Source organism: Sorangium sp. So ce145 (genome assembly GCF_051525985.1).
Lineage (GTDB): Bacteria > Myxococcota_A > Polyangia > Polyangiales > Polyangiaceae > Sorangium > Sorangium cellulosum_B.
This window is the reverse complement of sequence record NZ_CP150315.1, coordinates 8,618,804-8,636,422: the sequence shown is the minus strand read 5'-3', so window position 1 is coordinate 8,636,422 and position 17,619 is coordinate 8,618,804. Positions and strand designations below refer to the sequence as shown.

Genomic DNA, 17,619 nt, shown 5'->3' with positions numbered 1-17,619 from the left:
GGACCGGGGGTGGGCTCGGCCGACGCTCGCGGACGCTCGTGAACCGGTCCATTGGCCTAGGCTCAGGTCGATGACGGACATCTCGGAAGCCGCCCGCCGCCTCGGCCTGCGCGGAGCCGTCGAGGCGCTCGAGGAGGTGGATGCGCCGGCGGGGATCCGCTGTTACACCGGCCGACTGCGCCGGCTCCCCGACATCGCGGTGAGCCTCATCGAGGACGGGGCGTGGGGCTCATTCGACGTCGACTTCATCGACGCCGTCTGCACGGACGTCGAGCCGCACCTGCGAGCCGCCGCCGTCTCCGTGGGGGATGCCGGGGGCGCGGCGGACTGGGTGGGCTGGGGTCCGGAGCTCACGTTCTTCAGCGGCAGAGAATGGACCGTCCGGTTCGCCCTCGCGCCCGGCGCGGGCGAGCTAGGCACTCTCGTCACGTTCGACGGCGTGCACGTCACCGGCGCGGACGACCTCGCCGACGCCGAGCTCGTGGACTGACCCCATCGCCCGCTTCTCACCGCGTTTGGCGAGTCGACCGACGTTCCAGATCGCTCACCCGACGGCGCCATCGTGAGCCCGGCGCCCGGCGATCGCCTGGAGATCCCCTGAGCGGCGCGCTCCTCGCTGGCCCCCTCGCGCTGACACGCGGAGATGACGCCTGTCATGGGAGCGTGACAGCGAGGGTGTCATGAGCGCGTGACGGCGACGCGCAGCAACCCGGTCGCCGGTCGCGGCCGGCGTGCCGCGATAATGGCCTGATCGCGCCCGATCCGGCGTCTCGACCCCGGAACAGGAGGCAGCGCCATCGCTGGATGCGCCGTGTGGCCGCGTGCGGCATGCGCGTTGCACATGCACGTTGCAAACGCCTTGTCATCGCCTTGTCGCGGTCGCGCCGGGGCAGCGATGGCCGTTATCCAACATCGAACTCGTGGAAAGGAAGCATGTCATGAAGAGCAAGGCACTGCTGCTGGGATCGCTCGTCGTCGGCATCATGAGCGCAGGTTGCGCCGTGGCGTACGAGGCCGAAGAGGGTGAGGTGGGCGACGCCCAGCAAGCGTTCGTGTCTCATGTGTGGGCGTATGCGTGGGCGCACCAGGCGACGGGCTCGTTCACCGCGAGCTCGAGCTACTCGCGGAGCTCCTCCGGAGACGCATTCGGGCAGGGCGTGAACAACACCGTCACGCAGCTCGGTGCGGGCCAGTATCGCGTGCGGTTTCCGGACGTGGGCGCGGCGCCGGGCGGTCATGTCCAGGTCACGGCCTACGGCGCGGGCGCCGAGCGCTGCAAGGTCAATTCCTGGGTCAGGAGCGGCGATGACGTGGATGTCTATGTCAACTGCTTCACCGCCGGCGGCGCGCCGGTCAACACCCTGTTCAGCGTCGCCTATGTCCACAAGTCGGGCACCGGATCCTCGGACGAGGCGTACGTCTGGGCGAACAACCCGACGGCGGCGGCGTACACGCCCGCCGCGACGTACCAGTTCAACTCGAGCGGCGTGAACAACACGATCGCGCGCGAGGGGGTGGGCTACTACGCGGTGACCCTGCCGGGGCAGACCGCGGGCGGCGCGACGGTCGAGGTGACGGCCTACGGCCCGGGCAGCGATCACTGCAAGGTCGGCAGCTGGGGGCAGTCCGGAGACGACGCGGTGGTCCGCGTGCGCTGCTTCGACAGCTCGGGCGCCCCGTCGGATAGCCAGTTCACCCTCAACTTCGCGCGCTCGAGGCAGGTGAACGGCGGGCTCTCCTACAGCTACGCCTGGGCGAACAACGCCACGGCGGCGGCGTACACGCCGAGCCTCTCCTATCAGGAGGGCTACATCGCGGGGGACCTGGGCGAGGTGGAGGCCGACATCACCGCAGGGCGCACGTCCGCAGGCCGCTACTCCGTCAGCCTGCCCGGCATGTCGGCGTCGGGCTCGAACGTGCAGATCACGGCGTACGGCAGCGGACCGGAGTACTGCAAGGTCGTCGGCTGGTCCGGCACCGAGACGAACGCGAACGTCAACGTCGCCTGCTTCGATGCCAGCGGCGCGCCCGCGGACACGCGCTTCGTCCTCGTGTACACGGACGACAAGTTCATCGTACTGTGAGCTGCTGGGCACCTTCCTTGCTCCGCCGTGTGCGAGCACCGCGGGGAGCTGGCGGCAGCCGAGGACGACAGGTCCTTGCGACAGTTCGTGCACAGGAGGACCTAGAGCAACAAACGGGTTGAAGCCGCCAAAAAAGAGCAGAATTTCATACCGCCAAGACGCCACAAGACGCCAAGATAGTGTTCAGTTCTTGGCGTCTTGTGGCGTCTTGGCGGCTCATTTCACGCTCGATCAATGGGATCGGCGTCCTCGCCGCCCACGTTGGCGCGCCAGCGCGTCGGACCGCGCCCTGCGAGGCAGTTTCCAGAACCGTGGGGTGCGTGCAGCAGCGCTCCGGGGCCCTTGGTCGGCTCCAGCGCCTTGTTGGGCGGCCCGCCTGTTAATATTTCGCGCCGCAGATCCGCGCGTTCAACGCGTGGACAAGCCGAGCCGATCGATGTACAGGACCGCCTCATAGGCGGTAGAGTATCGCTGGTTAGGGAGGAACGCCATGAGACCGGTTATGAGGCGAGCGACTCGTGGATTTCCGGTATAGACATTATAATTCCATGCTCCCCGCTCACCGGTGAGCATCTCATGGAGAATGACCCCGACCGGATACAGATCGGTGCGATGATCTGTTGCTGACGCGTTTTCTTGTTCGGGTGCCGCATAACCCCGCGTGCCCACGAATGCCCTGGTCTGAAGTGGTGTCGGGCGAGCCAGCGTCCGACCAATGCCCATGTCGGTAATGATCATCTGCTTGTCCGCTGCCCGAAACATTATGTTCTGCGGCTTGATGTCTCGATGTATCTGGTTCGAGTTGTGGATGCCCTGGAGTGCGTTCAGGATCTGCCTGCAATACCCTAGCGCGGCGCCCTCTTGAAAGCGGCTCCCTTGGCGAAAAATGGCTGCCATTTTCTGCGCCAACGAGCCGTCGGGAAAATATTCCTCAACGTAGAATGGTGGATCGTAATCGAGGTTAAAATCCAAGATCGTCGATACCCCTGCTCCTGCCGTCATCTTCGCGTTCCGCAGGCGCTGGATCTCATGTCTGAACCGCATCACGTCCTCCTGGGTATATGGCCGTTTGAGGAACTTGACGACTACGTCGAGTCGTGTCTCCACGCAAACGGCTTTATGGACGGATTTTTCGCCTCCGACCGCGAGTGGGTTCGGGTCATAGCTGTAGTTCATTGGAAGCTTCTCCAGCACCCGGTTTGGGCGGCCGCTCAGGTAAGCATTCGCTCGGGACGTGTCAAGTCTGGCACTAGTAGTTGCAACCTAACCACCTGGCCATCGCCATGGGCACGGCCCCTTGCGGCTCTCGCCGGGGTCGACGATGCTAGGCGTTGGGAGGCCTGCAAGGAGGCCCGGTAAGGCGTCCCGCGCCTGCGTCGCTGACCGCGGTTCGCGTTATTCAGGCGCGTCAGCGTCGCCGGCGCTCGACGCCGCGCGGGACGAGGTCGCCCAGGCGGGCAGCGCTCGTCGAGCCCTTGGCGCGGTCAGCCCGCCAGCTGCTTGCTGATCACGTCTGAGCGCGGTCAAGAGCGGCGCGGTGCCCGCCGTGCGACGCACGTCCGGCGAGCTGCGGCTCAATCCACATCTGCACGTTGTCTTTCTCAACGGGGCTTACCAGGAAGACGGCGCAGAGCTCGTGTGACACGAGCTCGGTCATCCGTAGCCGCGCGAGGTCGGTCAGGAGCTCGAGGACGCCGTCCAGCGCATGAAGCGCACCATGCGACGGCACGGACTCTTCGAGCTCGAGCATGGCGCGAACAAGGACGGCGAGGCCGTGCTGCGCGCCTCGGCCGTCTCCGGACGAGCGGCGCCCGCCGGACCGCAATGGCTCCCTGGGCTCTCGCCGCTGGCACCGAGCGCGCTCGCCTATGACGAGCCGCTGTGCGCCTCGCTGGACGGCTTCCCCTTGCACGCGGCGATTCGCGCCGGTGCGCGTCAAAGCGGGGCGGCTACCGGCCGTGGGCGGAGCTTCTGCGCCGCACGTTTGCGATCGAGATCCGCGAGTGCCCGGCCTCCAAAGCCAGGATGAAGCTGGTCGCCATGAGCACGGAGTCGAGCCGCATCGCCCGCTTTCTCACGACGCTCGGTGAGTCGGCGGATGTTTCAGATCGCTCACCCAGCGCCGACGCGGCGGCCGCCGTGCTGGAAGAGCAGGTGCCCTGCCTTGCCCCGCCGCCCCGCCCCGGGCAGGCTTCGCCCATGGGGCAGCCCGCCGAGAAGCAGCGCCGCGCCACGTACGCCGACCTCGAGGCCGTCTCGCCGAACAAGGTGGCGGAGCTCATTCGCGGCACCCTGCACGTGTTCCCCCGTCCGGCGCCGCGGCACGCGCGCGCGAGCTCGGGCCTGGGTGCCGAGCTGACCGGCCCGTTCGACCATGGCAAGGGCGGCCCGGGCGGCTGGTGGATCCTGGACGAGCCCGAGCTGCACTTCCCCGACCCGACGGCGCCTGACGAGATCGACGCGCTCGTGCCCGACCTCGCCGGCTGGCGCCGCGAGCGCATGCCCGAGCTGCCCGAGACGGCGTACTTCGCGCTCGCCCCGGACTGGATCTGCGAGGTCCTGAGCCCGTCGACCGAGGACGTCGACCGCAGCAGGGAGAAGATGCCGATCTACGCGCGCGAGGGCGTGCGGCACGCGTGGCTGGTCGACCCGATCGCACGCACGCTCGAGGTGCTCTCTCTCGTGTCCGGTCGAAGCTGGGAACGCGGTCCGTGCCATCGCGACGCCGCACGCGTTCGCGTCGCGCCCTTCGAGGCGATCGAGCTCGACCTCTCGGTCCTCTGGGCGAAGTAGTCGCTTCGCCGCCCAGGGCCGATCTTCTCGCCCTCGCCTGGAACCGGGGCCATGGGATCAGCGGCATCGAGACAATGCGGCCAGGAAACTGGCTGAATGGAGGCGTAATCTAGAGAATCAACTCTGGTTCCGGCTAAATGAAAGCTCCATCCAGAGTTGCATCTCTCGGATCCAGGTGATCGAAAGCCACATCGAGAGAATCAACTCTGGGAACCAGATCAATCTGCCCGGGATCCAGAGAGACCGCTCAGGAATCGAGCGAACCGGACCGCCCGGGCCCGCCGGCTCGATGAGCCGTGGACGCGGGGCACCGGATCCGGGCACGGCGCGGGAGGACGAGGGGCGCGGCGCTTCAGCTCAGGGCGCGGTTGCGCCCTCCGCGGCCGGCGCAGCCTGCTGCTCGGGCGCGGGCGGCTGCGCGGCGGCGCCCTCCTGCGCCGGCGCATCCATGGCGCAGCGGAAGCCGATCCAGGCGTGCGCCGTCACGGGCGCGGCGGCGGTGCGGTAGGTGGCGGAGAGCTTCTCGGGGCCGTCCAGGAAGCTGCCGCCGCGCACGACCTTGAGCGGGAAGGACGGGTCGCCCTGCGGGTTCTCGCCGCCGGGCGGCGGGAAGACGAGGCCGTCCGAGACCCACTCGGACACGTTGCCGGCGAGGTCGTAGACGCCCTCCGGGGTGCGATCGCTGGGGTGGGCGCCGGACGCGCAGGTCGAGACGTCGGCGCCGCGCGCGAGGCAGCCCTCGTTGCGATCGTAGCAGGCGCGCTCGCAGGCCGGCGCCTCGTCGCCCCAGACGAAGGCCCGGCCGGCCGCGCCGCGCGCGGCGACCTCCCACTCCGCCTCGGTGGGCAGCCGCCGGCCGCGGAAGCGGCAGTAGCTCTCGGCCTGGGAGTAGTCGACGCAGTTGATCGGGTGCCCGGTCGCGTTGCGGGGCTCGTTGCAGCGCCGCGTCCAGAGCTCGACCTCCCGCTGCTCCTCGGGCGTCGCCGGCGCCTGCGCGCCGGGCATGAGCTCGGGCGTCAGCGAGACGTGATCCGCCGTGGAGCACATGCGCTGCTGCATGCAGGCCCGGTAAGCGCGGACGGTCACCTCGTTGCGATCGATGTAGAACCCGCGGGTGAGCGTCACCTGGCGCGCCTCGCCCGCGGCGCCGATCGTGGTCGAGATGGGCCCGATGAAGACCATGTCCGCCGGCGGCGCCGCGGGCGCGGCGGGCTCGGCGGAAGGCGCCGCGGCGGAGGCGCTCGCGGCCGGCGCGGCGCTGGCGGGCGCCGGCACGCCCGCCGCGGCCGTCGCGGCGCGCCCGGCGGACGACGTCGCGGTGGCGCGCGCGGACGGCGCCTTCGCCGGCTTCTTGTCGGGAGCCCGCGTCAGGACATACGCCGTCGCGCCGGCGCCGCCGAGCACGAGCGCCGCCACGAACCAGGGAAGCGCCGCGCGCGCGGCGCTGCGGCGCTGCGGCGGCGCTGCGACCGGCGGCGCGGCGTGCGGCGGTCCGCCCGCCGCGGCCTGGGGGTGCGGGGCCGCGCCGGGGCGCGGGGCCGGGCCCGGGTGCGGGGCCGCGCCGGCCGCAGGGGGGCTGGCGGGCGCGACCGTCTCGATCATGGAGTCCTCGACCTGCGCGGTCCTGGAGCCCCCCGTCGCCAGCGCGCCGCCCCCGTCTCTCGCCCGAGGCGCCGCGCCGCCCGTCGCGCCGGCCGCCGGCGGCCCGCTCGCGCCGGCGGCCTGCGGCCCGCTCGCGCCGTGGCTCACCTTGACGATGGCAGGCCGCGCCGGGGCGGGCGCGTGCGCGTCGGCGAGCATCGTCGGCTCGCTCGGCCCGACGGCCACGCCGAGCCCCTGCGCGGCCGCGTACTCCGCGGTCGACTGCCCCGCCGCGTGCTCCGCGGAGGGGCCGCCGCGACCCGCGAAGGACCCCGCGCGCTCGCCGTGCGCCGCGGCCGAGAGCGCGTCCCAGAACTCGCCTGCGCTCGTGAAGCGGTGCTTGGGCTCGATCGCGAGCGCCTTGTCGAGCACGCGCTCGATCGCCTCGGGCGCGTCCGGGAGCCCGCGCGCGCGCAGCGTCGGGCGCACCGCCGGATCGGCGGAGGCGACGTAGAGCTGCGTGGGGTCGTCCCCCTCGAGCGCGCGCCTGCCGCTCACGAGTTCGACGAAGATGAGCCCGAGCGCGAACACGTCCGTCCACGGGCCCGTCGCGCCGCGGGCCTTGTTGAACTGCTCGGGCGCGCCGTAGCGCGGCGTGAACGCGCTCGGCCCCTGCCGGGTCGCGGCGAGCGCCTCGGTGAACGTCGGGTGGTCGGAAAGCACCTTGGCGATGCCGAAATCGAGCACCTTCAGCGTCCGCGCCCCGCCGACGTGGGTGAGGAACAGGTTCGCCGGCTTCACGTCCCGGTGCGCGACCTTGTGCGCGTGCGCGACGGCGAGCGCGCGCGCGGCCGGGGTGAGCAGCTGGATCGCCTCGGCGATCGACATGCCGGCCTCGCCCCGCTCGCGCCGCTCCCGGAGGTATTGCCCGAGCGTCTGGCCCTCCAGCCACTCCAGCACCAGGTAGGGCACCCACACGCCGGCCTGGGTGGTGAACGCGCCGACGTCGAGCGCCTGCACGATGCCCGAGGTGGCCCGCGACAGCCGGTGCAGGATCCGCCCCTCGCCCCGCAGCGTCTCGAGCAGCGCGTCGCGCTCCGCGGCGTCGAGCGAGGCCGGCAGCTTCAGGCACTTGATCGCGATGAGCTCGCCGAAGCCCTCGTGCATCCCCCGGTAGACGACGCCGAAGCCGCCGTCGCCGATCACGGCGGCGACGCGGTATTTCCCCTCGATGGTCTGCCCCGAGAGGCCAAACGGATCGTCGGACGGCTCCGCCATGCCCCGCTCCTAGCGCGTCGACGTGCCCAGGCAAAGGGGCTTCCGCGCCGCCCGCCTCTGCCGGCGCGCGCACGCGCTCGCGCGGCTCGATCCTCGATCTGCTCGCATACGCTCGCTGAGCCTGCGTCCGGCTTGCGCCCCCCCAGCGTCCTGTGTGCGTCCGGCTTGCATCCGGCGGCCCGCGGCCCCATGCCGGCACCCATGAAGACGCCGCGAGCGCTCGTGATCCTTGCCGAGGGAGCCGAGGAGATGGAAACGACGATCATCGTCGATGTCCTGCGCCGCGCCGAGGTCGAGGTCGTCCTCGCCGGGCTCGATGGCCCGGGCCCGGTGCGCTGCAGCCGAGGCGTGCGCCTCGTGCCGGACGCGGATCTCTCGGCCGTGACGGGCGACTTCGACGTGGTGGTCCTCCCGGGCGGCAAGGGCGGGGCCGACCGGCTGGCCAGCTCGCCCGCCGTCGGGGAGCGCCTTCATGCGCAGGCGCAGGCGGGCCGGGTCGTCGCGGCGATCTGCGCCGCGCCGATCGCGCTCGCGGCGCACGGGCTCTTCCAGGGCCGCAGGATGGCGTGCCACCCGTCCGTGAACGACGTTGTGTCGGCGCACGGCGAGCTCCTCGCGAGCCCGGTCGTCGAGGACGGGCTGCTCGTCACGAGCCAGGGGCCGGGCACCGCGATGGCGTTCGCGCTCGCGCTCGTCGCGCGGCTCCGGGGTGAGGAGATCGCCGCGAAGGTGCGCGCGCCGATGATGCTGACGGACTGAGCGAGATCGGCGCCCGGCCGGCCGAGGTTCCTCTAGAACACCGATCATGTTAAAACCCGGAGAGTTTTCACAGGGAGGCGGAGAGGCGGGGAGGAAAAAATAAGAGTCTTTCCTTCTCGCCGTCTCTCGCTCCCCGCCTCCCCGCCTCCTTGTGAAATTCCCGCTTTTTTCGGGGTTTCAGCCCGTTTGTCCCTCTAGTACTACAGCCGTACTTGCGGTCCATTTGCGGCTGTAGACGGGCGGACGGGCACGGATTTCTCGACGATTTTGATGTCTACAGCCGCACCTCGGACCAAGTACGGCTGTAGTACTAGGCGATCAAGGACGTTGGATTTGCTTTCCGCATTCACGGAGGTCGAGATGAAGCTTATTTCCAAGAGCGCTATTGTCACCGGGGGTGGTCAGGGGATCGGTCTCGAGATCGCGAGAGACCTCATGAGTCGCGGCAGCAACGTGCTGCTCTTCGGCCGGACGGCGGCGAAGGTCGAGGCGGCGGCCGAGGAGCTGAACCGCGCGGCCGGCGGTGCGGCGCGCGCGCTGCCCTTCGCGGGCGACGCGTCCCGCGCCGAAGACGTGTCGCGCGCCGTCGAGGCGGCGACGTCGGCGTTCGGATTGCCGGGGATCCTCGTGAACAACGCGGGGATCGCCACGCTCGCGCTCCTGACGGACCTGCCGGAGGAGGATTTCGACAGCGTCCTCGACACCAACCTGAAGGGCCCCTTCCTCTTCATGAAGGCGGTTGCCCGCGGCCTCATCGCCGCGAAACAGCCGGGCGCCTTCGTCAACATCAGCTCCATCAACCAGGTGCTGCCGACCGACGGCCTGTCGCATTACTGCGCCTCCAAGGCGGCCCTCGCGCAGCTGACCAAGGGGGCCGCGTCCGAGCTCGGGCGCCACGGCATCCGGGTGAACGTGGTGGCGCCGGGGCTCACCCGGACGCCGCTCGTCGACGGCATCGGGCTCACGGCGGGGCTCAGCGCCCAGAGGTTCCTCGAGCGCACGCCGCTCGGGCGGATCGGGGAGACGACCGACGTGGCGCCCGTGGTCTCGTTCCTTTGCAGCGAGGAGTCGCGCTGGATCACCGGCGATACGGTGTTCGTCGACGGCGGGAACAACCTCCGTGGCCTGCACAGCTACTGGGACACGCTGAACGCCGGCCTCTGAGAGCCGCGCGTCTCCGAGGGGGGGCTCCTCCGGACGGACCATCGGGCTCTGGCGCCGTGATGGGTGGGGGCCTGCGCCCGTCCGGCGACCCACCGCCGCCCTTGCCCTTCGTTTGCCGGATCACTGTCGCCCGCGGATGGCCTTATACTCCGCCGCGTGCTGCCGCTGCTCGCCCTGACCGTCATCGTCGTGCTGTGCCTTGGCTACCGCTTCTACGGGCGGATCGTCGCGCGCAACTACGCGCTCGACGACGGCGCGGTGACGCCCGCGGTGAAGGTGAACGACGGTGAGGACTACGTCCCCACGAAGCCGTTCTACCTCTTCGGGCAGCACTTCAGCGCCATCGCCGCCGCCGGGCCGATCGCCGGCCCCATCCTCGCCGGCCAGGCGTTCGGGTGGCTCCCGTGCATCCTCTGGATCGCGATCGGCGTCGTGTTCATCGGCGCGGTGCACGACTTCTCCGCGCTCATCGCGAGCGTCCGCCACGAGGCGGAGAGCGTCGCCGAGATCGCGAAGCGGCACATCGGCCGGCGCGCCTGGCTGTCGATGATGATCTTCATCTGGCTCGCGCTGTCCTACGTGATCGTCGCCTTCACGGACATCACGGCGAGCACCTTCGTCGGCAAGACCGAGGAGTTCGAGGGCGGCGCGTTCCAGTTCAACCCCGGCGGCGCCGTCGCCGCGGCGAGCGCCGCCTACCTCGGCCTCTCCATCGTCATGGGCGTTGTCGAGCGGTACCTCAAGCCGCCGCTCTGGCTCACCACGCTCCTCTTCGTGCCCGCGACGCTCGGCGTCGTCTGGCTCGGCACGAAGATCTCGACAGCGTTCGTCCTGCCGCTCGACAACCCGCAGCGCGCGTTCGGCCTCATCATCCTCGTCTATTGCCTCATCGCCTCGCTCCTGCCGGTCTGGCTGCTCCTCCAGCCGCGCGGCTACCTGGGCGGGTTCGTCCTCTACATCGCGCTCGCGGTCGGCGTGATCGGGATCTTCTTTGGAAACCTCCGTTACCCCGGGGAGTTCGAGCTGCGCCAGCCCGCGTTCACCACGTTCAACGCCGGCGGCGCCACCGGCATGCTCTTCCCGTTCCTGTTCGTCACCATCGCCTGCGGCGCCTGCTCGGGCTTCCACGGGCTCGTCTGCTCGGGGACGACGTCGAAGCAGATCTCGAAGGAGACGCACACCCACCCGGTGGGCTACGGCGCGATGCTGGCCGAGGCGTTCGTCGCGCTGATCGCGCTCGCGACGCTCGTCATCGTGGCGCAGGGGACGAAGCTGCCCGGGCCGGGCAAGATCTACGGCGACGGGATCGGCAAGTTCCTCACCGTCATCATCGGCAAGGAGCACTTCCTGTTCGCCGCGACGTTCGGCGCCATGGCGTTCTCCACCTTCGTGTTCGACACGCTCGACGTCTCGACGCGCCTCAGCCGCTACATCCTCCAGGAGCTCTTCAACTGGAAGGGGCGCGCGGTGTCCGCGGCCGCGACCGCGATCTCGCTGGCGCCGCCCACGCTGTTCATCATGACCGCGCGCCCGCCCGCGCCCGGCGTCCGGCCCGCGTACCTCGACTTCTGGACGCTGTTCGGCACGAGCAACCAGCTGCTCGCGGCGCTGACGCTCCTCGCGGTCACCGTCTGGCTGCACCGCGAGAAGCGGCGCATCTGGTACACGGCGATCCCGATGGTGTTCGTCATGACGATCACGGTGTGGGCCCTCATCCTCCAGGTGCGGACCGCGTTCGCCGCCGTGCGCACCGAGGGGCTCGCGCTGAACGCGACGACGATGAACGGCGTCGTGGGGCTCGCGCTGATCGGGCTCGCGGTCTCGCTGATGGTCGAGTCGGTGAAGGCGCTGAAGAACGGCCCCGCCGCCGAGCCGGCGCCCGGGCCGGGTGCGCTGACGCGGTAGCGATCACCCCGCCGCGGCGGGCTCTCGCAGGCGCGCCTCGGCCAGCCGCTCGGCGGCGAGCTGCGGCGAGACGCCGTCGTTCGTCGCGATTTCGAGCACCCTGAGGACCGTGTCGTAGATCGCCTGGACGCGCCGGTGGACCTCGGCGCGGGACCAGCCGAACAGATCCGCGCCGCCGCTCAGCACGCCGCCTGCGTTGGCCACGACATCGGGGATGTAGAGGACGCCGCGCGCGGCGAGCGCGTCGCCGTGGCGCGGCTCGAGGAGCTGGTTGTTGGCCGCGCCCGCGACGATCTCGGCCTTCAGCTCCTGCACGGCGCGGTCGTCGAGGACGCCGCCGAGCGCGCACGGGGCGAAGATGTCGGCCTGGGCCGAGGTGATCGCGTCCGGCGGCACGATCGTGGCGCCGAGCTCGGCGGCGACGTGGCGGGCGCGATCCGGGTCGACGTCCGCGACGAGCAGCCGCGCGCCCAGCCGGTGGAGCTCCGCCGCGAGCCGGCCGCCGACGCTGCCGCAGCCCTGGAGCGCGACGGTCCGGCCCGCGAGCTCGTCGCTGCCCCACCGGTGGCGGGCCCCGGCCTGGATCGCGCGGAGCACGCCCCGCGCGGTCCACGGCGAGGGGTCGCCGCCCTCGCCGGCGAGGCCCTTCACGTGGCGCGTCTCGCGCCGGATGAGCTCCATGTCCGCGGGGGTGGTGCCCACGTCCTCGCCCGTGATGAACCTGCCGCCGAGGCGCTCGATGAAGCGCCCGTGCGCGCGGAACAGCCGCTCCCGGTCGAGCGGCCCCGCGCCGCCGCGGAGGACGACCGCCTTGCCGCCGCCGACGTCCATCCCGGCGAGCGCGTTTTTGTAGGTCATGCCGCGCGACAGGCGCAGCGCGTCCACCAGCGCCTCCTCGTCGCTCGCGTACCTGAGGAGCCGCGTCCCGCCGAGCGCCGGGCCCAGCGCGGTGCTGTGGATCGCGATGATCGCGCGGTAGCCCGCGGGCTCGTCCGCGCAGAACAGCACCTGCTCGTGCCCCATGGCGGCAAGGGTGTCGAACACGCTCTTCATGCCGCGCCGAGCGTACCATTCCGCGGCGACCCCCAGGGCCGGCGCGCTCGGCGGGCGTCCGCGCAGCGGCCTGTCGAGCCGGGGCGGTCGGGGGCGGCGGGACCCGTCCGCCCTCACAGGTCCGAAAAGCGCCAGAGCCGCGGCGACAGCCGCGCTACGACGCCCTGCATGCGGATCGACGAGGACGCGTGCTACCGCGCGCTCGAGACCCGCGACCGTCGCTTCGACGGTCGCTTCTTCACGGGCGTGCGCTCGACGGGCATCTACTGCCGCCCCATCTGCCCCGCGCGCACGCCGAAGCGGGAGCGCTGCGTGTTCTTCCCCTCGGCCGCCGCCGCGCAGGAGGCCGGCTACCGCCCGTGCCTGCGCTGCCGCCCCGAGGCCTCGCCCGGGACGCCCGCGTGGCTGGGCACGTCGGCCCTCGTCTCACGGGCGCTCCGGCTCATCGCGGAGGGCGCGCTCGACGACGCCGACGCCCCGGCGCTCGCGGCGCGGCTCGGCGTGGGCGAGCGCCACCTGAGGCGGCTCTTCCTGCGGCACGTCGGCGCCTCCCCGCTCGCGGTGGCGCAGACGCGGCGCCTGCTCTTCGCGAAGAAGCTCCTCGACGAGACAGCGCTCTCCATGACCGAGGTGGCCCTCTCGTCGGGCTTCTCGAGCGTCCGCCGCTTCAACGACGCGATCCGCGCCGCCTACGAGCGCTCGCCGCGCGAGCTGCGAAAGGCCGTATCGAAGCGGGGCGGGGGAGGGGAGGGTGGGGGTGGGAACGGTGGGGGCGGGGAGGGCGGTGCGCCGGACATCGCGCTCCGCCTCCCGTTCCGGCCGCCGCTCGACTGGGGCGCGCTCGCGGGCTTCCTCGGGGCGCGCGCGATCCCCGGCGTGGAGTCGGCGGACCCCGGCGCGTACCGCCGCACGGTGCGCGTCGCCGGAGGGCACGGCGTCGTCGAGGTGCGCCAGGCGCCCGGCGAGCCGTACCTCCTCGCGCGGCTGCGGCTGCCCGGCACGGAGGGGCTCATCCACTGCGCGGAGCGGCTGCGGCGGCTCTTCGACCTCGGCGCCGATCCCGACGCGATCGCCGCGCACCTCGGGGCCGATCCGCGGCTCGCCCCGCGGGTCCTGGCGATGCCGGGCGTGCGCGTGCCGGGCGCGTGGGACGGCTTCGAGCTCGCGGTGCGGGCGATCCTGGGCCAGCAGGTGAGCGTCCGCGCCGCGACGCAGCTCGCGGGGCGCCTTGTCGAGCGGCACGGCGAGCCGCTCGCGGTCCGCGGCGGCCTGCCCGAGGGCGCCGAGGGGCTCCGCTTCGTCTTCCCGGCGCCCGAGGCGCTCGCCGCGGCCGATCTGACGGGCCTCGGCCTGCCGCGCGCCCGCGCCGCGACGATCGCGGCGCTCGCGGCGCGCGTGGCCTCCGGCGAGGTCGCGCTCGACGCCTCGCGCGGCCTGGAGGAGACGGTGCGCGCGCTCTGCGCGGTCCCGGGCGTCGGCGCGTGGACCGCGCACTACATCGCGATGCGCGCGCTGCGCGAGCCGGACGCGTTCCCGGCCACGGATCTCGGCCTGCGGCGCGCGCTCGGCGGCGTCTCCGGCGCGGATCTCGCGGCCATGGCGGAGGCGTGGCGCCCGTGGCGGGCCTACGCCGCGGTGCTGTTGTGGACGGCGGACGCGCAGGGCGCGCGGCCCGCGGAGAGGGAGGTGTCGAATGGATCTCTTGCTGGATGAGGTCGAGTCGCCGCTCGGGGTCATGCTCCTCGCGGCCGGCGGCGGCGCGGTCCACGGGCTCGATTTCGCGGACTGCGCGCCCCGCCTTCGCACGTTGCTGGAGGCGCGTTACGGCGCGGTCACGCTGCGCAGCGCCGCGGATCCTCACGGCCTGTCCGGCCGACTGAGGTCCTACTGGCGCGGCGATCTCGGCGCGCTCTCGGGCGTCCCGGTCGAGCCCGGCGGCACGCCGTTCCAGCGCCGCGTCTGGGCGGAGGTCCAGCGCATTCCTCCCGGCGCGACGCGCTCCTACGGCGAGGTCGCGGCGTCCCTCGGGCAGCCGTCCGCGTCCCGCGCGGTGGGCCTGGCGAACGGCAGGAACCCGGTCTGCCTGGTCATCCCCTGCCACCGCGTCGTCGGCGCCCGCGGCGACCTCACGGGCTACGCGGGCGGCATCGAGCGGAAGCGGTGGCTGCTCGCGCACGAGGGCGCCTCAGGGGAAGCAGGAGAGCGGCTCGTCCGCCACTAGGAAGAAGCCGCACTCCGTCGCGTCGGAGCAGCTATAAAACGCGTCGAGCTCCTCGCCGCATTGGGCCTCGCACACTTTGTCGATGACCCCGCGGCAGTGCTCCACGACGCAGCAAGACGCCACAGCCAGGCTCCGCTGGCACATCCGCGACGTGCAGGCCTGGATCTGATGGTCCACGCAGCCGGCGCAGTCGAACGACACACCGCGGTACGAGCGGGGAGCCGTGCTGTCCGCCTCGAAGCAGTCATCGACACACGAGCTCACCGTGCACGCGTCGATGCACGGCTCCGTGTCGGCCGAGCACCGCGGGAGGTGGGTGTCCGGCAGCGCCTCGATCGGCTCCGCGCACGCCTTCACGACGCACGTGCCGCCCTCCCCGCACTCGCTGAGGACGTCCCGGCAGCTCGCGCCGTCGCAGCAGGGCTCGCCGACCCCGCCGCACGCCGTGCAGGCGCCGTCGATGCAGTCCATCTCGCCGCACGCCTCGCCGCACGCGCCGCAGTGGCGCTCGTCCTCGGAGAGGTCGACGCACGTGGACCCGCACAGCGCGAGGCCATCCGCGCACGTGCACTGCCCGCCGACGCAGGTCGTGTCCGCGGGGCACGACGCCCCGCAGGCGCCGCAGTTCTCCGGGTCCGACTGAACGTCGATGCAGTGGAACCCCGTGGCAGACGCGAGCGGACAGTACCCCTGCCCGGCCGGGCACTCGCAGCGCCCGCTCACGCAGCGCGCGCCGTCGGCGCCGCAGAGGGCGCGGTCCTCGCCCTCGTCGGCCGTGCCGTTGCAGTTGTTGTCGGCGCCGTCGCACAGCTCGGCGAGCGTCGGGGCGTTCCGCGGATCGTCATCGTCGCAGTCCGCGCCGCCGCAGATCACGGGCAGCGCGTCGTCCCCGTCGCCGTCCAGCCCCTCGAAGACGCACTGCCGGAGCGACTCGTTGCAGCGCTCTTCCTGGGTGCACGGATCCGCGTCTGCGCAGTCGGCCGGCGTCGCGCACGCCTTGTCGTTGACGCAGGCGCCCCTCGCCCGATCACAGCGCCCGCCCGGACAGCGGGTGTCGTCCGCCTCCGACTCGCACCGGCCGCCGACGCAGCGATCGACCGTACAGGGGACGCCGTCCGCGCAGTCCTGCGCGCTCTCGCAGGGCTCGCCCGACCCTGGCTGCGGGGCGCCGCCGTTGCTGCCGTTGCAGCTCGCGAAGAGGAGCGCCGTCGACGCGACCAGCGAGGACAGACGAAAGAGGGAGGCGAACCGGCGTCTCAGCAGGGAGGTTTTCACGAGGGCGCTCCCTCGACGATAGGTTCGACCGCGACCTCCGCTCAAGCCGAGCGCCGCTTTGCGACGGCGCGCCTCGAAGAGCGCCCCGCCTACGGCTTCTTCGACCCCAGGAGCGCCGCGATCGTCGGATAGTCGCTGTCCTCGACGGCGCCCTGGATCACGCACGTCACCTGCCCGCTCGGCGCCGCGATGGCGTGGATCGGCAGCTCGGTCGTCTCCTTCACGCCGAGCGCCCGCAGCCACCCGGCCCGCTGGGGCCCGTCGGGCAGCCAGTACGAGGCGCGCACCCCGGTGCCCGGCTGCGCCTCCAGGAACCGCGACAGCTGCCGCTCGTCGTCGTCGATCGAGACGAACGCCAGGTCGACGAGCACGCCGGCCGCCCGCAGCTTCTGCTGCCACCCGAGCAGCCGCGGCATCTCCTCCAGGCACGGCTTGCACCACGCCGCCCAGAAGTTCACCCACACCCACTTGCCGACGCCGAACCCGATGTTCGCCGGCAGCTTCTCCGCGCCGCTCGCGGCGACCGCCGTGAGCCCGCCCGACGAGGGCGCAGGCCGCGGAGACTGCCCCGCGCAAAGGAGCCGCGGCGCGGCCGGCGCCGCCTCCGCCGTGGCGCTCGCCGGCGCCCTGGCGCTCGCGGGCGCCGCGGCCCCCGGCGCCGTCACCGCGTTGCTCCGCCCCTGGCCGGGCGTCGGGGGCGGCGGCAGATCGGCCTTCTTGTCCGCGTCGCACCCGCCCGCGAGCCCCGCGGTCACGGCGAGGGCCGCGAAGGCGCACCGGAGGGCGCCGCTCTTCCTCGCGGGGCTCACAGCTGACAGTCCACCCACGAGACGAACGCGCTCCGGTTGATGGCCTCCGCCGTACATGCCTTGTTCTTGCGCGAGACGTTCCATTGGCAGTATTCCGCGCCGAGCTGCGCGAACTCGTTCCCGAGCCACAGCATCCCGACCTTCTTGTCCAGGTCCTGCTCCTTGAACTTGTCGGAGATGTCGAAGAACGCGCTGTTCGCGCGCTTGTGCGACAGCGTCCGGTTGAACTCCGGCGTCCCCGTCTTCGACGCGCGAGCGACGATGAAGAAATAGCGGGCGCCGCGCCGATCGAGCCACATCTCCTCGATCATCTTCTTGCCGTCGTCGTCGAGCTTCTCCGAGCCGTCGTCGAACATCACGACCCCGCCGCGCTGCTTCAGCGGCGTGAAGAGCGCGTTGAAGTCGTCGTCGCTGATCGACGCGAGCGTCTTCACGTCGGCCGGCTGGCACCCGCGCCGCGCCTCCGCCCCGACGAGGCCGCACGCGTTGAGCACCCGCTGCAGCACCGTCTTGAACGCGGGCGTGCAATACGGCGCCTCGGCGTCGTCGGCGATGGCCACGGCCGGCTTCACCGCCGCGGCCACACCCGTCTTCAGGCGCTGCGACGCGGCCTGCACCTCGCTGTGCACCGTCACCCCGGACGCGACCAGAAGCGCGCACCCGGCCACGATCCCGATGATCCCTGCGCCTCTCATGA

At 71.8% G+C, this 17,619-nt stretch carries 15 protein-coding genes; 8 read left to right on the top strand and 7 right to left on the bottom strand.

Translation table 11 applies throughout. The features are described 5' to 3' along the window. The first annotated feature begins 70 nt into the window (after positions 1–70). Complete coding sequence (locus WMF34_RS31935; RefSeq protein WP_437990174.1) at positions 71–490, top strand: hypothetical protein; 420 nt, start codon at positions 71–73, stop codon at positions 488–490. Positions 491–938: 448 nt separating this feature from the next. After that, on the top strand, positions 939–2,084 hold the full coding sequence (locus tag WMF34_RS31930; protein WP_437990173.1) for a hypothetical protein: 1,146 nt from the start codon (positions 939–941) through the stop codon (positions 2,082–2,084). Between the two features lie 408 nt (positions 2,085–2,492). Here WMF34_RS31930 and WMF34_RS31925 read toward each other — a convergent pair whose 3' ends face one another. Further along, complete coding sequence (locus tag WMF34_RS31925) at positions 2,493–3,260, bottom strand: serine/threonine-protein kinase (protein WP_437990172.1); 768 nt, start codon at positions 3,258–3,260, stop codon at positions 2,493–2,495. A gap of 331 nt (positions 3,261–3,591) precedes the next feature. Further along, positions 3,592–3,834: a hypothetical protein gene (locus tag WMF34_RS31920; protein WP_437990171.1), complete on the bottom strand. Its 243-nt coding sequence runs from the start codon at positions 3,832–3,834 to the stop codon at positions 3,592–3,594. 449 nt (positions 3,835–4,283) lie between these two features. Between WMF34_RS31920 and WMF34_RS31915 the strand changes: the two genes are divergently transcribed. Next, positions 4,284–4,877, top strand: coding sequence for a Uma2 family endonuclease (locus WMF34_RS31915; protein WP_437994677.1), 594 nt, complete (start codon positions 4,284–4,286; stop codon positions 4,875–4,877). A 357-nt stretch (positions 4,878–5,234) separates the two neighbouring features. Here the strand turns inward: WMF34_RS31915 and WMF34_RS31910 are convergent, their stop codons facing one another. After that, the gene (locus tag WMF34_RS31910) at positions 5,235–7,736 is read right to left on the bottom strand and encodes an SUMF1/EgtB/PvdO family nonheme iron enzyme (RefSeq protein ID WP_437990170.1); all 2,502 of its coding nucleotides are present in this window, start codon (positions 7,734–7,736) and stop codon (positions 5,235–5,237) included. Positions 7,737–7,937: 201 nt separating this feature from the next. On the opposite strand from WMF34_RS31910, the gene WMF34_RS31905 reads away from it, so the two are divergent. The 3 genes from WMF34_RS31905 to WMF34_RS31895 all read left to right on the top strand — a co-directional run bounded on the left by WMF34_RS31905 (position 7,938) and on the right by WMF34_RS31895 (position 11,564). Beyond that, positions 7,938–8,495, top strand: a complete 558-nt coding sequence (locus WMF34_RS31905; protein WP_231864351.1) for a DJ-1 family glyoxalase III — start codon at positions 7,938–7,940, stop codon at positions 8,493–8,495. Positions 8,496–8,855: 360 nt separating this feature from the next. Then, positions 8,856–9,659 (top strand): SDR family NAD(P)-dependent oxidoreductase, encoded by an 804-nt coding sequence (locus WMF34_RS31900; protein ID WP_437990169.1) that lies wholly within the window; start codon positions 8,856–8,858, stop codon positions 9,657–9,659. A gap of 156 nt (positions 9,660–9,815) precedes the next feature. Next, entirely contained in the window at positions 9,816–11,564 is a 1,749-nt protein-coding gene (locus WMF34_RS31895) for a carbon starvation CstA family protein (RefSeq protein WP_044966258.1), read from the top strand. A 3-nt stretch (positions 11,565–11,567) separates the two neighbouring features. Here the strand turns inward: WMF34_RS31895 and WMF34_RS31890 are convergent, their stop codons facing one another. Further along, a complete protein-coding gene (locus WMF34_RS31890) occupies positions 11,568–12,617 on the bottom strand; it encodes a Glu/Leu/Phe/Val dehydrogenase dimerization domain-containing protein (RefSeq protein WP_437990168.1) in 1,050 nt (349 codons plus the stop codon). Positions 12,618–12,785: 168 nt separating this feature from the next. Between WMF34_RS31890 and WMF34_RS31885 the strand changes: the two genes are divergently transcribed. Then, on the top strand, positions 12,786–14,330 hold the full coding sequence (locus tag WMF34_RS31885) for an AlkA N-terminal domain-containing protein (RefSeq protein WP_012238826.1): 1,545 nt from the start codon (positions 12,786–12,788) through the stop codon (positions 14,328–14,330). Next, the gene (locus WMF34_RS31880; RefSeq protein ID WP_012238825.1) at positions 14,311–14,838 is read left to right on the top strand and encodes a methylated-DNA--[protein]-cysteine S-methyltransferase; all 528 of its coding nucleotides are present in this window, start codon (positions 14,311–14,313) and stop codon (positions 14,836–14,838) included. The genes WMF34_RS31885 and WMF34_RS31880 overlap by 20 nt, the downstream gene beginning before the upstream one ends. Here WMF34_RS31880 and WMF34_RS31875 read toward each other — a convergent pair. The 3 genes from WMF34_RS31875 to WMF34_RS31865 all read right to left on the bottom strand — a co-directional run bounded on the left by WMF34_RS31875 (position 14,803) and on the right by WMF34_RS31865 (position 17,617). After that, positions 14,803–16,113, bottom strand: coding sequence for a MopE-related protein (locus tag WMF34_RS31875; RefSeq protein ID WP_437990167.1), 1,311 nt, complete (start codon positions 16,111–16,113; stop codon positions 14,803–14,805). The two genes, WMF34_RS31880 and WMF34_RS31875, sit on opposite strands and share 36 nt — an antisense overlap. Before the next feature lie 89 nt (positions 16,114–16,202). Beyond that, positions 16,203–16,922 (bottom strand): TlpA family protein disulfide reductase, encoded by a 720-nt coding sequence (locus WMF34_RS31870; protein WP_437990166.1) that lies wholly within the window; start codon positions 16,920–16,922, stop codon positions 16,203–16,205. After that, the gene (locus WMF34_RS31865; RefSeq protein ID WP_012238822.1) at positions 16,919–17,617 is read right to left on the bottom strand and encodes a hypothetical protein; all 699 of its coding nucleotides are present in this window, start codon (positions 17,615–17,617) and stop codon (positions 16,919–16,921) included. The genes WMF34_RS31870 and WMF34_RS31865 overlap by 4 nt, the downstream gene beginning before the upstream one ends. Positions 17,618–17,619: the final 2 nt, after the last annotated feature.

What these genes read in the sequence shown, in the direction of transcription:
- WMF34_RS31935 (WP_437990174.1), top strand. Translation starts at nt 71, where the DNA reads ATGACGGACATCTCGGAAGCCGCCCGCCGCCTCGGCCTGCGCGGAGCC.
- WMF34_RS31930 (WP_437990173.1), top strand. Translation starts at nt 939, where the DNA reads ATGAAGAGCAAGGCACTGCTGCTGGGATCGCTCGTCGTCGGCATCATG.
- WMF34_RS31925 (WP_437990172.1), bottom strand. Translation starts at nt 3,260, where the DNA reads ATGAACTACAGCTATGACCCGAACCCACTCGCGGTCGGAGGCGAAAAA.
- WMF34_RS31920 (WP_437990171.1), bottom strand. Translation starts at nt 3,834, where the DNA reads ATGCTCGAGCTCGAAGAGTCCGTGCCGTCGCATGGTGCGCTTCATGCG.
- WMF34_RS31915 (WP_437994677.1), top strand. Translation starts at nt 4,284, where the DNA reads ATGGGGCAGCCCGCCGAGAAGCAGCGCCGCGCCACGTACGCCGACCTC.
- WMF34_RS31910 (WP_437990170.1), bottom strand. Translation starts at nt 7,736, where the DNA reads ATGGCGGAGCCGTCCGACGATCCGTTTGGCCTCTCGGGGCAGACCATC.
- WMF34_RS31905 (WP_231864351.1), top strand. Translation starts at nt 7,938, where the DNA reads ATGAAGACGCCGCGAGCGCTCGTGATCCTTGCCGAGGGAGCCGAGGAG.
- WMF34_RS31900 (WP_437990169.1), top strand. Translation starts at nt 8,856, where the DNA reads ATGAAGCTTATTTCCAAGAGCGCTATTGTCACCGGGGGTGGTCAGGGG.
- WMF34_RS31890 (WP_437990168.1), bottom strand. Translation starts at nt 12,617, where the DNA reads ATGAAGAGCGTGTTCGACACCCTTGCCGCCATGGGGCACGAGCAGGTG.
- WMF34_RS31885 (WP_012238826.1), top strand. Translation starts at nt 12,786, where the DNA reads ATGCGGATCGACGAGGACGCGTGCTACCGCGCGCTCGAGACCCGCGAC.
- WMF34_RS31880 (WP_012238825.1), top strand. Translation starts at nt 14,311, where the DNA reads ATGGATCTCTTGCTGGATGAGGTCGAGTCGCCGCTCGGGGTCATGCTC.
- WMF34_RS31865 (WP_012238822.1), bottom strand. Translation starts at nt 17,617, where the DNA reads ATGAGAGGCGCAGGGATCATCGGGATCGTGGCCGGGTGCGCGCTTCTG.